This window comes from Pelotomaculum propionicicum, assembly GCF_004369225.1.
In the GTDB taxonomy this organism is placed as follows: Bacteria; Bacillota; Desulfotomaculia; order Desulfotomaculales; family Pelotomaculaceae; genus Pelotomaculum_B; species Pelotomaculum_B propionicicum.
Genome location: NZ_QFFZ01000037.1, coordinates 22,466 through 36,866, shown reverse-complemented (window position 1 = coordinate 36,866; position 14,401 = coordinate 22,466). Strand labels below are relative to the sequence as shown.

At 52.7% G+C, this 14,401-nt stretch carries 12 protein-coding genes and 1 tRNA gene; 3 read left to right on the top strand and 10 right to left on the bottom strand.

The annotated features are described in order from the left end of the window. The first annotated feature begins 461 nt into the window (after positions 1-461). The 3 genes from Pmgp_RS14220 to Pmgp_RS14210 all read left to right on the top strand — a co-directional run bounded on the left by Pmgp_RS14220 (position 462) and on the right by Pmgp_RS14210 (position 2,118). A tRNA-Ala gene (locus Pmgp_RS14220) sits at positions 462-537 on the top strand. A 297-nt stretch (positions 538-834) separates the two neighbouring features. Next, positions 835-1,500: a GGDEF domain-containing protein gene (locus Pmgp_RS14215; protein ID WP_192902939.1), complete on the top strand. Its 666-nt coding sequence runs from the start codon at positions 835-837 to the stop codon at positions 1,498-1,500. A gap of 207 nt (positions 1,501-1,707) precedes the next feature. Further along, entirely contained in the window at positions 1,708-2,118 is a 411-nt protein-coding gene (locus tag Pmgp_RS14210) for a YjdF family protein (RefSeq protein WP_134214641.1), read from the top strand. 116 nt (positions 2,119-2,234) lie between these two features. On the opposite strand, the gene Pmgp_RS14205 is transcribed toward Pmgp_RS14210, so the two are convergent. The 10 genes from Pmgp_RS14205 to tkt form a co-directional block, all read right to left on the bottom strand. Continuing rightward, positions 2,235-2,738 (bottom strand): 4Fe-4S dicluster domain-containing protein, encoded by a 504-nt coding sequence (locus Pmgp_RS14205; RefSeq protein ID WP_134214640.1) that lies wholly within the window; start codon positions 2,736-2,738, stop codon positions 2,235-2,237. A gap of 18 nt (positions 2,739-2,756) precedes the next feature. Next, complete coding sequence (gene cooS / locus Pmgp_RS14200) at positions 2,757-4,661, bottom strand: anaerobic carbon-monoxide dehydrogenase catalytic subunit (protein WP_134214639.1); 1,905 nt, start codon at positions 4,659-4,661, stop codon at positions 2,757-2,759. Between the two features lie 30 nt (positions 4,662-4,691). Next, complete coding sequence (locus Pmgp_RS14195; protein WP_243119864.1) at positions 4,692-5,906, bottom strand: NAD(P)/FAD-dependent oxidoreductase; 1,215 nt, start codon at positions 5,904-5,906, stop codon at positions 4,692-4,694. Positions 5,907-6,024: 118 nt separating this feature from the next. After that, complete coding sequence (locus Pmgp_RS14190) at positions 6,025-7,404, bottom strand: PAS domain S-box protein (protein ID WP_134214637.1); 1,380 nt, start codon at positions 7,402-7,404, stop codon at positions 6,025-6,027. 174 nt (positions 7,405-7,578) lie between these two features. After that, positions 7,579-7,875, bottom strand: coding sequence for a chaperone modulator CbpM (locus tag Pmgp_RS14185; protein ID WP_134214636.1), 297 nt, complete (start codon positions 7,873-7,875; stop codon positions 7,579-7,581). A gap of 5 nt (positions 7,876-7,880) precedes the next feature. Beyond that, positions 7,881-8,873 (bottom strand): DnaJ C-terminal domain-containing protein, encoded by a 993-nt coding sequence (locus Pmgp_RS14180; RefSeq protein ID WP_134214635.1) that lies wholly within the window; start codon positions 8,871-8,873, stop codon positions 7,881-7,883. Beyond that, entirely contained in the window at positions 8,870-9,352 is a 483-nt protein-coding gene (locus Pmgp_RS14175) for a nucleotide exchange factor GrpE (RefSeq protein WP_134214634.1), read from the bottom strand. Before Pmgp_RS14175 ends, Pmgp_RS14180 begins: the two co-directional genes overlap by 4 nt. A gap of 24 nt (positions 9,353-9,376) precedes the next feature. Beyond that, a complete protein-coding gene (gene dnaK / locus Pmgp_RS14170; RefSeq protein WP_134214633.1) occupies positions 9,377-11,257 on the bottom strand; it encodes a molecular chaperone DnaK in 1,881 nt (626 codons plus the stop codon). Between the two features lie 156 nt (positions 11,258-11,413). After that, positions 11,414-11,989: a class I SAM-dependent methyltransferase gene (locus Pmgp_RS14165; protein WP_134214632.1), complete on the bottom strand. Its 576-nt coding sequence runs from the start codon at positions 11,987-11,989 to the stop codon at positions 11,414-11,416. Between the two features lie 171 nt (positions 11,990-12,160). Further along, positions 12,161-14,176, bottom strand: coding sequence for a transketolase (tkt, locus tag Pmgp_RS14160; protein WP_134214631.1), 2,016 nt, complete (start codon positions 14,174-14,176; stop codon positions 12,161-12,163). Positions 14,177-14,401 lie beyond the last annotated feature (225 nt).

Below are 14,401 nucleotides of genomic sequence, written 5' to 3'. Positions count from 1 at the left end.
GAACATGTCAAAACAGTCGGGGTTCAGTCTTTCATCAAGAAGTTTTATGAAGCTATGACCTATAGTGAGTTGGATACAGGGCGGCTTCGCCGGCTGACCGAATCTCCCGGTCAATTGCGACTAGTGCGCGAAGAAAATTGGAAAACAAGCCGTTTGGCGGCATAGCGAATTGAACTGATACAGACAGCTTAGGCAGCGGTTGCGCGGCGCTACTCGTCTTTCCGTTGAAGATGTCCGGCATGCTAAAACGAGCAGAAACGGTTTAGTTAAGGATGTGTTGATACGGATAAACCGGTGATTTTTGGAATAACCGAATAGGCAATAGTTGCGAAAACGTCAATTCCAGACCCCGCAAGATTTAAAAAACATTTTCATGCGTCAGCTCTGTCTTTCAAATACTAACGTTGCATCTAAGTCGTTGTTATGGTAAGATGGTAATGCTCTGAAATCAAATATATTTTGGGCCTATAGCTCAGCTGGGAGAGCGCCTGGTTCGCATTCAGGAGGTCAGGGGTTCGAGTCCCCTTAGGTCCACCAGTAAAATCAAGGCCCCTAGGGATCGGGGCTTTTTGCATGCCAAAAATCAATCTTATTCAGAGCATAAAACAAAAAAGATTTTATTCAAACATCTAATTATGAAGGATATGGATTAATTAACAAAGAAAAGATATTTTACTTAGAGAAAATAGTTGTTTGGGGAAGGCTATGGTTTGGGAATTTGCAGATGAATTTCAATTAACCTATATAATTGCCGATTCATCAATACTGCTGGTCGCCGGCACCTTTTTGGTCTGTATTCTTAGACTGTATGCTTTTTATGGCAGGCCCCCTATTATGAGAACTATGCTGCTGGGCCTTTTTCTGCTGACCTTGGGCGCCATCCTTTTTGTTATCTGCGATATTTTTCAGACGCCATGGGTTATATTTAACGTGCTGTTGAACATCATTAATATATCGGGCGCTGTCCTCTCAGCCTTTGGTGTAACGTTGGCAATGAAGCATTTATTTGAATTAGCTAAAATAGATTCCCTGACAGGGTTACTTAACAGGCGCTCTTTTAAAGAAAAACTTGACGCTGAAGTAGAGCGTTCCAAACGTTACAACTTTCCATTTTCTCTCTTATTTATTGATTTAGATAACTTTAAACAGGTCAACGACAAACTGGGGCATGCACTGGGTGATGTTGTTCTGCGTAACGTAGCCCAGGAGCTAAAAAGCAAAGTTAGAATTACAGATGTCGTTACCAGGTGGGGTGGCGATGAGTTCGTTATCCTCTTACCGCAAACGGACCACATTACCGCGCAAAAATTGGCGGAGCGCCTGATTGGGGAGATTAACTGCATAAGGATTAACGCGCCCCGGTTCAGTATCAGCGTGGGAGTGGTTACATATCCTGACGACAGTGATAATGTAGACTATCTCTTGAACCTTGCTGATCGAAGAATGTACGAAAGTAAAATAAACACCGAAACATTAAATCTGCAAAATTCCCTCCTTTAAAAAACATTACTCCGTCATACTGCACTTAAAGCAAACACTTATTTCTCTAATTGAATTATACCTGCAGGCATTTTATAATATTTTCGGAATGAAAAAACACGGCCGGGTTGGTAGTCCCGGCGCGCTTACCCGGCAGGGTAAACGTCAGTAACCTTCCCCCCTCGGGATGTCCGTCATTCCAGTTAAATTACCAGAGGGGGACTGTTAATGAAATTGACAGTGTATCATGACGGGCAATTCTGGGTTGGTGTATTTGAAGAAATTGTTGACCAAAAGCTTAAGGTTTTTCGCCAGGTTTTCGGAGCAGAGCCAAAAGATGAAGAGATCCTGGAGTTAATCAACAAGAAGATGCTTGCTCTTACGGATTGGTCCTCGCAATTCGTGGAAGCTAAAGAGCCGGTCCAAAGAAAAATCAACCCCAAGAGGTTGCCAAGAGAAGTTAACCGGGCCATGAAAGAGGTTGGTATCTCCACCAAGGCTCAACAGGCGCTCCAGTTGGAAAGGGAGAAAAACAAAACTGAAAGAAAAGCAATTTCACGTCAGCAGAAGGAAGAGCTCGCCGAAAAGAAACGGCTTTTGAAAAAAGAAAAAGCCAAGCAGCGGCATCGCGGCAAATAACTGTCGACCATACCCGGTCAAACCGGGTATTTTTTTAGGCATTGCTATTTGCACAAAAGAGAGTCAAGGTCCCCCCTGACTCTCCCCGAAAACATGTTTTACATGTCAAATCTGTTTTATTGGCCGCCTACTGCTTTAGCCAAAAACTCCTTGCGCCTGTCCTCGCCAAACTGGTCAATGGACTCGTATACCAGGGCGCCGGTGGGGCAGGCACGCACACAGGCGGGCACTTTCCCGTCATCAAGGCAGTTCCGGTCGCATTTTACCGCCAGTTTTTCCTTCAGCTCACTGCGGATGACGCCGTAGGGGCAGACCATCACGCACATCCAGCAGCCAACGCAGGGGCGCTCCCCACCTTCGTTGGTTACGATGCCTTCCGTCGTACGGTACATGGACCCGGCTATGCAGGCGTCCAGGCAGGGCGCTTCCCCGCAGTGCCGGCAGTTAAGCGGAACTTTTTTGGCCCCGGCCTGGTGGACAAAGATCCTTTTCAGCGGCCGCTTGGCTTCGCCGATAGCCCCCAAAAGAGTTTTGCTTGCGGAGTGGGCTACAGCGCAGGCCAGTTCGCAGGACCGGCAGCCGGTGCAGCGATCGTATCGGATCAGTACTTCCCTGGTCATCTGCTCATCCCCTTTCCGCTACCACTGGCGAGTGCCCAGGCCCAAACCGGCCCGGCGCTCCTGGATGGCCGCAAACAGTTTTTCCGCGGCTTTTTGCGGGTCTGTCTCCACGATAAAGTAACCGCCCAACAAGTCCTTAATTCCAGCAGTCAGGATGGAGGTAACCTGTGGGCCGCCCAGAACCGGCGGCACCAGGCCCAGGTGGACCGGGAGCCCGGACGCGACAGCCCAGGTTCCGATGGCCACCGCTTTTTCGGTCTTGAATTCCGGCGCTGACGCCGCTACCGGAAGCTTATCGATATCAACGCCAAGCTTATTGGCTATGGCCACTGTAAGGTCAACCGCCCTGGTATTGTCCACACAGGAGCCCATATGGAGCACCAGCGGCAGCGGGCCGCCCAGCCCGTTGGCTTCGCCAATGGCGGTTAAAACAATTTTGAGTCCCGGCCCGGCGTACTTTTCTGTAGCCTCCGGTGTCATCAAGCCCTGCCGGGCGTAAGCTCCGGCGCCGCACCCGGTAGCCAGCAGGAGCACGTCCCTTTTGGCCAGTTCCTCCGCCATCACCAGGTAGTTGTGATCCTGGGGCACTTTGACATTATTGCAGCCGGCAAAAAGTACGACGCCCTGGATATTACCGTTCACGATATTATCGATAACCGGTTTCAGAGGATCTGCCGCATCCAGCTTGGCCAGCGCGGCAACTATGGCCTCCACTGAAAATCCAGCCACAACCTTGCTTTTAACCTGCGGAATGTTGACCGGCCTGCCTTTACGGGCCTTGAATGCTTCAATGGCGACTCCGATAATTTCTTTGGCTTTCCCTGCCGCGTCTTCTTCTACGAATTCCAGATGTGTGGAGCCCTGGATTTTGGCAATGCTCATGGTGGTAATCACCTTGGTGCCGTAACAGCGGGCCACTTCTACAATAGATGGATAAACACACTGGTAATCGACGACAATAGCATCCAGGGCGCCGGTCAGGATCGGCAGTTCCTGGGAAACTCCGTGCGTCACGGGAGGTATGCCGTGCCTCATTAACACCTCATTACCGGTGCAGCAGATGCCGACCAGGACGATGCCGTCTGCCCCGGCCGCTTTGGCCTCATCCTGCATTTCCCCGGCAATGCGCACAATTACTTCTGAGAGTACCGGATTGTGCCCGTGCACGGCGATATTGACCGAGTTCTCCTTCAGCACACCCATGTTGGCCTCGCTCACTACAGGCACCGGGGTGCCGAAGAGGATATCGGCAAGGTCGGTGCCGATATGGCAGCCGGTGTAGTCGGCAATGGCGCAGCTGATCCCGCCCAGCAGCAAATTGACCGGGTCGGCGTCCACGCCAAGGTGGGTACGGTGCATCATTTCCGCGATGCTGCTGTCTATGCCGACAGGCAGCGCACCTAGTTTAGCCAGGGCTTCGACCCTCCCGGTGGTGACGGTGGCGCCCGCCCAGGCCAGAGGCTCCTCTCCCTCGGCAAACTGGCTGAATACCGACGCCACTACTTTAGCCGCCAGTTCACGAACACTCAGCCCGTCGGCGGAAATCCCCTGCCTGGCGGCAACCGCCCGGAGCTTGGCCTCATTTTTCACATTGTAGTCCGGCGCCTGGCCCTTTACCCACTTATGCAGGGTATGCGCCAGGTGTTTGGCGTGGCCCGAATGAGCCGCCGCACCCGCGGCTATGGCCCTGACCAGCCCCCTGGCCACCATGGTGTCCGCAGTGGCGCCGCAAATACCCCGCTGGGGCCCGTCCTCAAAGGGACTGATCCGGCAGGGTCCCTGCATACAGTGGCGGCAGCAAACACCCAGCTCACCAAAACCGCACTGAGGCAGTTGGGCATCCAACCGGTCCCAGGTGGTTTCTATCGCTTCCTTTTGCGCAGCTTCCAGCATCAGGCTAACAGCGCTGTCTCTGGACCTCATAAATATCCCTCCCCAAAATAAGTTAAATAATCAAATTAAATTTGCCGCAGAAACCTTGCCCTGCAAAAAGTCGCCCCTTAAGTTGCCCAGGGGCCGCTTGCTTTTGATTAAAGAAGTAAAAACACCAGCCTGTTCGATCAAACCGACCATAATAAAACCAACCAGCCTGTCTTCCCGGATGGCCAGCTTTTGGTAAACCCTGCCTTCTTTTTGCCAGGTCAAAAACTCTTCGCCTTCCTCCATGGCGCCTACAGAAACAAAGGGAAGCCTGCCAAACTGGGCGGCGTTCAACCGGGTCAGAGGGTCCGGGTAGGCTTTCTGCCTGCCGGCCATATTAATGGCGGCATAGCGGCCCTGCTCCACGGCCAGTGTCCACAACGCTGAAGGCGTCTGCCGCCCGGTAACGCAGTCTGTGACTTCAATGCAGTCTCCCGCCGCGTAAACATTTGGCAGGCTTGTTTCCATAAATGCGTTTACTTTTATTCCTGAGGAGATTTCGCCCCCGGCCTCACGCACCAGTTCGGCGTTGGGGCTGACTCCTTTGGCTACCAGGGCCAGGCCGGCCGGTATTTCCCGCCCGTCTTCCAAAACCACAAACCCCAACGCTTTTGGGTCGGCTCCACATTTGAATCCAACTGGATTCTGGCCGTAGATAAAACTAATCCCCGCCTCCCGCAGTTCCTTTTCCACCATCGCGGCGCTTAAGGCATCCAACTGACGAGTTAACAGGTGACTGCTTTTAACCAGTACCGTCACTGGCAAGCCCCGCCTGCGCAGAGCATAGGCTGCTTTCAGTCCAACCAGCCCGCCGCCTATCACAACAGCATCATTTGCCGCCGCCGCACACCTGCTGATCAACTCAGCCTGGTCATAACTTCGCAGGACAAAAACGCCGTCCAGTTCCTCGCCAGCGACTCCAAGTCTGACCGGCCGCGACCCGGTTGCCACAAGCAGCTTGTCGTAAGAGGCTTCTTTCTCCTCCCCGAAAGAAACCGTGCTACTGGCGTGATTGACTGAATGCACCCGCACACCCCGGATCAAATTGATATTCCTTTCTTCAAAAAATGAGTCCGGGCGGTAGCGGATGGAGTCAAAGACGGCGCCCGCCACAATTTCGGCAATCAGGCAGCGGGAGTAGGAGGGGTGATTTTCCTGCGACAGCACTGTGATTTCAGCCAGCGGCTCCAGGCTGCGAAGGTTTTCCGCCGCCGCGATGCCTGCCGCGCTGTTGCCGACAATTACCACTTTCAAGCCATTTACCTCCCTTCCTGGGGCTATTAAATAAAATTGACAGTTCTTGTTGCTGATCTTCGCCGGAGTTTTCTGATATCCTTTTTTGGCATAGCTGCTAAACGATGGTTGTTCAGGAAGTAATTCGGGGACAGTCAAGCAGTGGGGACGGCGTTAGAAACCTAACGTAGAATGTAGTTCCCGTGGTGCCGGTCTCTACGTCAATTTTCGCATTATGGCTGGCCGCGATACTGTAGCAGACAGCCAGGCCCAGTCCTGTGCCGTTATCTTTAGTAGTGAAGAAAGGTGTGCCGATCTTTTCCAGCACAGCCGGTTCTATACCCTTGCCAAGATCCCGTACCGCCAAAACCACTGCGCCGTCCTCCTGAAAAGTCCTTATCAGCAGTATCCCGCCCGGCACCATTGCTTCCAGGCCGTTGAGAGCAAGGTTGAAGATTAACTGGCGAATCTCCTTTTCGTCTAGAGGAAGGTCAGGAATATCCTGCAGTTCAATTGAGATATGTTTGTCGGTAACCCTGCCCTCAGCCTCAATCAAAGGCGATATGGCCGTAACTATATGGTTGAGGTTCCGGTTTTTTAGTTCAACCATTCTGTTTTTGGCCAGAGAAAGGTACTCTGTAATTATGGAATTAGCCCTGTTCAGCTCATCTATCATTAAATTGAAATATTCTTTATACCCGGCGCACTCTTCCTTGTCACTGAGCAGCTGCAGCAAGCCCTTGACGGTAGTCATCGGGTTTCTGATTTCATGCCCGATACCGGCTGCCATTTCTCCTACCAGGTTGAGCCGGTCCAGCCGGGCCATTTCCTTTTCCATTTGCTTGCGCTCTTTCATTTCCCTCTGAAGTTGCTCGTTAGCCGTTTTCAGCTCGGCGGTCCGCTCTTTTACCATATCTTCCAGGTGTTCACGGTATTTCCAAAGCTCGTCCTCCATCTTTTTTTGTTCAGTGATGTCTCTCCAAATACAGTTGGTTTGTTTGAAAGACCCATCCGGGTTGTAGCTCACCTTGCCGTCCAGCAGCACATTGATCAGGGCGCCGTTCTTACAAACTAATTCATATTCCGCGTCGCGCAGGGTGCCGCATTCCTTATAACGAGGGAAAAGTCGCTGAAACAAATCATTGCTGGCCGGGGTCATGATGTCGCTGAACTGACGGCCGATGATCTCATGGCGCTTGTAGCCGAGGATATCGAGTAAAGCCTGGTTTACTTCGATAAAACAGCCGTTACTGTCCAGCGACTGGTAGGGTACGGGAGAGCTTTCATAGAGAAGGCGGAAGCGCAGCTCGCTTTTTCTTAATTCGTAGTTGGCCTGCATCAGTTCCTGGGAGCTGAGCTCAATTGCCATGGTCAGCATGTCCCGGTCAGCGTCCGATTCACAGTAAGCGCTGTTGACTGCGTCGAAGAATCCTTGCCAACCCTCGGGGATAGCAAAGGAATCACCAAAAAACCGCGCTATCTGGCGTCTTAATAAGCTGTGAAGCCGCTGCACCGGCAATTCCCTCCATAAAAGTTAATTTATTATCTAAAAGGCTTTATTTATACATTACCTGACATATATCCTTCGGGAATGCTGTCGAATTATGTCTAAAATAAAAAATTTTTAGATAAAAAACGGTCGCGGGCCATTTAGGCCCACGACTATTTTGATCAAATATGCTGTCAGCTATCTCCTTTTTAGACGGTCCACTTCCTCCTGGAGCGCCTCGATTCTCTCCAGCAAATCCAGGATTATTGCCGCACCGCTTAAATTCACACTGAGATTGGAGCGCAGCCGCTGCAGCTTTATGAGACGTGCGGCGTGACTTAACCTTACGCGGCCTTGTTTTATCTCCACCACACCGTATTCAGCCAGGCGCAGGGCCAGTTCCGGATGTATGGACAGGCTGTTCAGATCAACCCAGGCTTCTTCTTCGCCTGTATTAAGAGTGTGGCGGTAAATCTGAAGATAATATTTTTTCACCACCGTCACACCCCTTTCCGCAGTACTGCCAACTGCCGGTATAGTTTCTCTTCTTCTTCTGTGAGGCGCTCAGGGATATCGATTCTTATTATTACATATTCATCGCCGCGCCCCTTATGATGAGGCAAACCTTTGCCGCGCAGGCGCAGTTTTTTACCAGCCCGGACACCCGGCGGCACTTTCATCAGAACCGGCCCGTCCAGAGTGGGTACAGATACCTGATCGCCCAGCACGGCCTGTTCCGGCCGCAAAACAACCTCGGTTTCCAGGTCTTCATCTTTCACCTTGAAGACAGAGTGGGGCAGGAGTTTTACCTTGAGATAAAGGTCGCCTGCCGCCCCCCCGCTTAAGCCCTCGCTTCCCTGTCCTTTCAGGCGGATCCGGCTGCCTTCGTGGACACCATGCGGGATCTTTACCGTCAGGGTTTTATAGCCTGCCGTTTCCCCGGTCCCGCCGCACCTGCGGCAAAAGGTGTTATTGTTTATCCCTGTTCCGCCACAAACCTGACATGTTTCCCTGGTAGAAATCCGCAGTGATTTCTCCCCGCCCCTGTAAGCTTCTTCCAGTGTCAGTTCCAGTTCACTTTCCACATCCCCGCCGCGCACGGGCCCGGCGCGCCGGGTTGTTCTGGCCGAGCGCCCGAAAGGTGAACCGCCGCCAAAAAGGGTTTCAAAAAAGTCGCTGAAACCTCCTGCCCCGCCACCTTGGCTGGTATAAAAGTGAAAACCGTCCATATCGGGAGGCGGCTGGAAATCCTGGCCGTCCCGCCAGTTGGCTCCCAGCCTGTCGTACTTCTCCCGTTTTTCTTTATCGCTTAAAACCTCGTAAGCTTCATTGATCTGCTTGATTTTTTCTTCCGCTGCCTCTTTATCCTTACCGGTGTGCAGGTCCGGGTGCCATTTGCGGGCCAGCTTGCGGTATGCTGTTTTTATCTCTTTTTCCGTGGCGCCGCGGCTGACGCCTAAAATTTCATAGTAGTCACGAAATGCGACACTCATTCAATTCTCACCGGCCTTTTCGCTACCATAACCCGGGCCGGCCGCAGCAGGCTGCCGCCAAAACGGTAGCCGCGGGACAGTTCCCCGGCTACGTGGCCCGGCAGGATATTCAGATTTTCCAAATAACCGATACCCTCATGCTCGCAGGGGTCAAATGGCTTGCCCAGGCTCTCGATTACTTCCAGCCCGTGACGCTGGAGCAGGCTGAAAAGCTGCTGGTAGACCATTTGCAAGCCCTGCTTCACCTGTTCATCCTCGATTTGTGCAAAAGCCCTTTCAAAATTGTCCAGGACGGCGATAAGTTCCTTTATTAATTCCTTTTTGCCGCGGGTGGAGTTGGCCTCTATGTCCCGCTCCACCCGCTTGCGGTAGTTGTCGAAATCAGCCAGGGTCCGCAGGTGGCGGTTTTTTTCCTCCTGCAGTTCCTTGCGCAGGCTTAAAATTTCATCCTGCGGCGTATCGCTTTCCTGTCTGCTCATCGTTGCCCTCCTGACAGTTTAGCTCTATTTTTCCTCAAACTCGGCGTCCACCACGTCTTCACCGTGCGGCGGCCCGGCGCTTCCCCCGGCAGGCCCCCCGCCAGCCTGCTGGTAAGCGGACTGGGAAAGTGAGTAGGCTGCCTGCTGCAGGTCGCCCTGCAGGGTACGAATGCGGTCAATAGGAGCGTTTTCTTTTAAAGCCGTTTTCAGATCGCCCAGCAGCTGTTCCACACGTGCCTTTTCGTGCACCGGCACTTTGTCGCCCAGGTCTTTGAGCTGGCGTTCGACCTGATAGGCCAGAGAATCAGCCTCATTGCGCGCTTCTATTTCTTCTTTATGCTTTTTGTCTTCGGCCGCGTGAATCTCCGCTTCATGCACCATGCGGTCGATCTCAGACTTGTTCAGGTTGGTGGAACCGCTGATGGTAATAGTCTGCTCCTTGCCTGTGCCCTTGTCCCTGGCGCTGACTTTCAGGATGCCGTTGGCGTCAATATCGAAGGTTACCTCAATTTGCGGTATGCCTCTGGGCGCCGCGGGAATACCGTCAAGTTTGAACTGTCCCAGGGAGCGGTTATCCCTGGCCATTTCCCGCTCACCCTGCAGGACGTTGATATCCACCGCCGGCTGGCTGTCTTCGGCAGTGCTGAAGATCTGGCTGCGCCGTACGGGAATAGTGGTATTGCGCTCGATAATCCTGGACATGACACCGCCTAAAGTTTCCACGCCCAGAGAAAGAGGTGTGACGTCCAGCAGGAGGACGTCTTTCACTTCCCCTGCCAGCACACCCCCTTGAATGGCGGCGCCCACAGCTACCACTTCATCAGGGTTGACTCCCATATGCGGGTCTTTGCCGCCGGTCAGCTGGCGGACCAGTTTTTGCACAGCAGGGATACGGGTTGACCCGCCGACCAGAATGACCTCGTCAATGTCCTTCTCCGACAGCTTCGCGTCAGCCAGGGCTGCTTTTACCGGACCGCGGCAGCGCTCCACCAGGTGGGCCGTCAGGTCGTCAAATTTCGCCCGGGTTAATTTTGTGTCAAGGTGTTTTGGCCCGTTGGCGTCGGCAGTGATAAAAGGCAGGTTGATCTGAGTCTCCAGGGTCGTGGACAGCTCCATTTTAGCTTTTTCCGCGGCCTCGATCAATCGCTGCAGGGCCTGCTTGTCATTGCGCAGGTCAATGCCGTGGTCCTTCTTAAACTCATTGGCGAGCCAGTCAACAATTTCTTTGTCAAAATTGTCGCCCCCCAGGTGGGTATCACCATTGGTTGACTTTACTTCAAAAACTCCGTCCCCTACTTCCAGGATTGACACATCAAAAGTCCCGCCGCCCAGGTCGAAAACCATGATTGTTTCATTGGACTTTTTATCCAGCCCATAGGCCAGGGCTGCCGCGGTAGGCTCGTTGATAATGCGCAGCACGTTAAGGCCGGCAATTTTACCGGCGTCTTTGGTGGCGCTACGCTGGGCGTCGTTAAAGTAAGCCGGTACGGTAATCACCGCGTCAGTAACCTTTTCACCCAGGTACTTGGCCGCGTCATCCACCAGCTTGCGCAGGACCAGCGCCGAGATTTCCTCCGGCGCCATCTTTTTGCCGCGGATATCAAAGCGCACAGCGTCATTGGGGCCTGATGTTACCTTATAAGGAACAAGCTTTCTCTCATCGGTCACCTCTGAATAGCGCCGGCCGATAAAGCGCTTCACTGAGTACAGTGTATTTTCAGGATTTAAAACAGACTGGCGCCGGGCAACTTTACCTGCCAGTCTTTCTCCGTCATCTTTAAAAGCCACAACCGAAGGAGTTGTGCGATCACCTTCGGTATTGACTATTACAGTCGGCTTGCCCCCTTCCATAACCGCAATAACGGAGTTGGTGGTCCCTAGGTCAATGCCTACAGTTTTTCCCATAGCTCAAACCTCCTCAATGTCATTAGGAATAATTAATTATTCCCACGTTGCTTGGTAATATACCCCAAGCTTAAAGTAAAATTATTAATAATTAATAAGAAATTCATTAAATCCTGATTAATTTTTACCTTTAACAAAAAAGAAAAAGCCCCGGTATCAGGGCTTTTCTTTCACTCCGGTGTAAATATACTGGCCAATCCTGAGGCGGCAGTAGTCTCCCGCGATCCCGGCAGCACCAAACAATTCGACTAAGTCGTCCGGCATGGTGAAAGTTGAGGGCTCAGCCAGCAGCTTTTCAAAAAAAGAGATATATTTTGTTACTGAATGCCCGGGGGCGAAATCAATTATATATAACCTGCCGCCCGGGCGCAGGACACGTCTTACTTCATAAATAACACCGGCCTGGTCGCGGAAGTGGTGCCAGGCGTCGGATATGAGCACAATGTCAAATGAACAGTCCGGCAGCGGCAGCGCCTGCGCGGCGGCATGTACCAGCCGGATCGGCATTTTTTTAGCGGCCGCCCGTTTCAGCATCGCCTTGGAATAGTCTACTATAGTCACCTTTGCTCCAGCATTGCTTAAAACCTCGGCGTTGATACCGGTGCCGCCTCCCAGATCAAGCAGTTCCATATCCTTGACAGGCGCCAGCCAGACTGGAACATGCTCTGAATGGTCAATACGGGTGGCCCTAACAAACCAGTCATAAAAGGGAGCCATTAGCTTAAACATCATTTTTAACGACCAACACTCAAACAGTGCGGCTGAAGCCGCACCTACAATTTCTGAACAATGCTATGGCTGTTTAAGTGTAGGTGCGAATTTATTCGCACAATGCTGCAATGACTTCTAACAATTCTCGTCCTAAACCTTAGTGCGACTGAAGCCGCACCTACACTCACGGGGCTAGCGGTCAAGCACGCTTAGAGCTTTCTTAACAATGTTGTCGGCGGTAAAGCCGAATTTTTCAAACAGCTTCCCGGCCGGAGCGGAGGCGCCAAAGTGGTCAATCCCGATGATCTCGCCTTTATCACCGGTGTAGCGGCGCCACCCCAGCGTACTTCCGGCCTCTATGGCCACACGCGCTGTAATTTCAGGCGGCAATACCCTGCGGCGGTATTCCTCCGTTTGCTCTTCAAACAGCTCCCAGCTCGGCATGCTGACGACGCTTGCCAATACGTCCTTTTCTTTAATCTTTGCCGCGGCCTGGAGTGCCAGGTGCACTTCCGAGCCGCTTGCGATCAGGATCAGGTCCGGTTTTTTGTCTTCAATACGGTTTAGTTGGTAGGCGCCGTGGACCAAGCCGTCCGCGGGCGAAAACTGCTGCCTGTCCAGGGTAGGCAGGTTTTGCCTCGACAGGATCAAGGCCGTAGGCCCCTTTTTCCGTCCCAGGGCACAGCGCCAGGCTATGGCGGTTTCATTGGCGTCAGCCGGCCTGATTACCGTCAGGCCGGGGATCGCCCTGAGCGAGACCAACTGCTCAACAGGCTGGTGAGTGGGACCGTCCTCACCCAACCCGATGCTGTCGTGGGTGAAAACATAAATTACCTTGAGCTGCATCATGGCGGCCATGCGTATGGCCGGCCTCATGTATTCAGCAAAGACCAGGAAGGTGCCGCCGTAAGGGATCAGCCCCGTGTCCAGCGCCATCCCGTTAAGGATGGAGCCCATGCCGTGCTCCCTCACCCCGAAATGAAAATTGCGCCCGCTGTAATCGGCCGGGGAGAAATCGCCCGCCCCTTTGATGATTGTTTTGTTTGAAGGCGCCAGGTCGGCTGAGCCGCCCACCAGGTTGGGCAGCCTGGCGGCCAGATCGTTCAGTACAGTGCCTGAGGCGGCCCGGCTGGCCACCCCTTTCTGGTCGGCGGGGAATGTAACCAGGTCCTTGTCCCAGCCTTCCGGCAGCCTGCCGCTGACCCACTGCCGGTACTGCACGGCCAATTCAGGGTATGCTTGTGCAAAGGAGCTGAACAGGGATTGCCATTCTTGTTCATGTTTGCTGCGCCCGGCAACTGCATTGCGGAAATAGGACCACACCTGTTCGGGGACAAAGAAGTCAGGCTCCTGAGGCCAGCCCAGTTTCTCTTTAGTATTCTTAACTTCTTCCACGCCAAGCGGCTCACCGTGCGCCGAGGGTGAATCCTGTTTATTCGGGCTGCCGTAGCCAATATGAGTGCGTACCATGATCATCGAAGGTTTGTCATTTACCGCCTGAGCCGCCTGAATGGCTGCCGCCACTGACTCTGTATCGTTCCCGTCTGAAACCTGCTGCACATGCCAGCCATAGGCCGCGAAACGGCCCGCCCGGTCCTCGGTAAAGGCCAGTTCGGTTGACCCTTCAATACTAATGCGGTTATCGTCATAAAGGCAGATCAGCTTGCCCAGCTTCAAATGCCCGGCCAGGGAGGCGGCTTCGTGTGAAACACCCTCCATAAGGTCACCGTCACCGGCAATAACATAAGTATAATAGTCAACAACCTCATAACCTGGGCGGTTGAAGTAAGCCGCCATGAAACGCTCCGCGGCAGCTATGCCGACCGCGTTGGCGATGCCCTGGCCCAGCGGGCCTGTGGTAACCTCCACCCCTGGTGTGTGGCCGTACTCCGGATGGCCTGGGGTTTTGCTGTCCCACTGGCGAAAATTTTTGAGGTCATCTAAAGTCAGTTCATAACCGTTTAAATGTAGTAAAGCGTATAAGAGCGCGGAGCCGTGACCGGCGGAAAGTACAAACCGGTCCCGGTTGGGCCAGGACGGTCTTTGGGGATTGTGGCGCATAAATCTGGTCCAGAGGGTGAAAGCCATAGGGGCCGCGCCCATGGGCATGCCCGGGTGGCCTGACTTAGCTTTTTCCACCATGTCCACGGCCAGCATCCGCAGAGTATTGATACAAAGCAATTCCAGGTCATTTTTTTCATTTTTCATTTACTGTTCCTCACTTTTTGCACTGATCTCATATTTCATTTTTAGGGTGCCATAAATAACTGAGATTATCCCATGCGGGCATTTGGAATTAAGCATTTGTTTTCTTCCACAACTGACCCGTTTTTCCCTTCCATCTTTCGCCAAATAATTTGGTTTTTCAATATTTAGCAGGAATTTATTCAAAAAAGGATAAAAATTGTAGAAAAAAAGAATTATGTGGAGCAG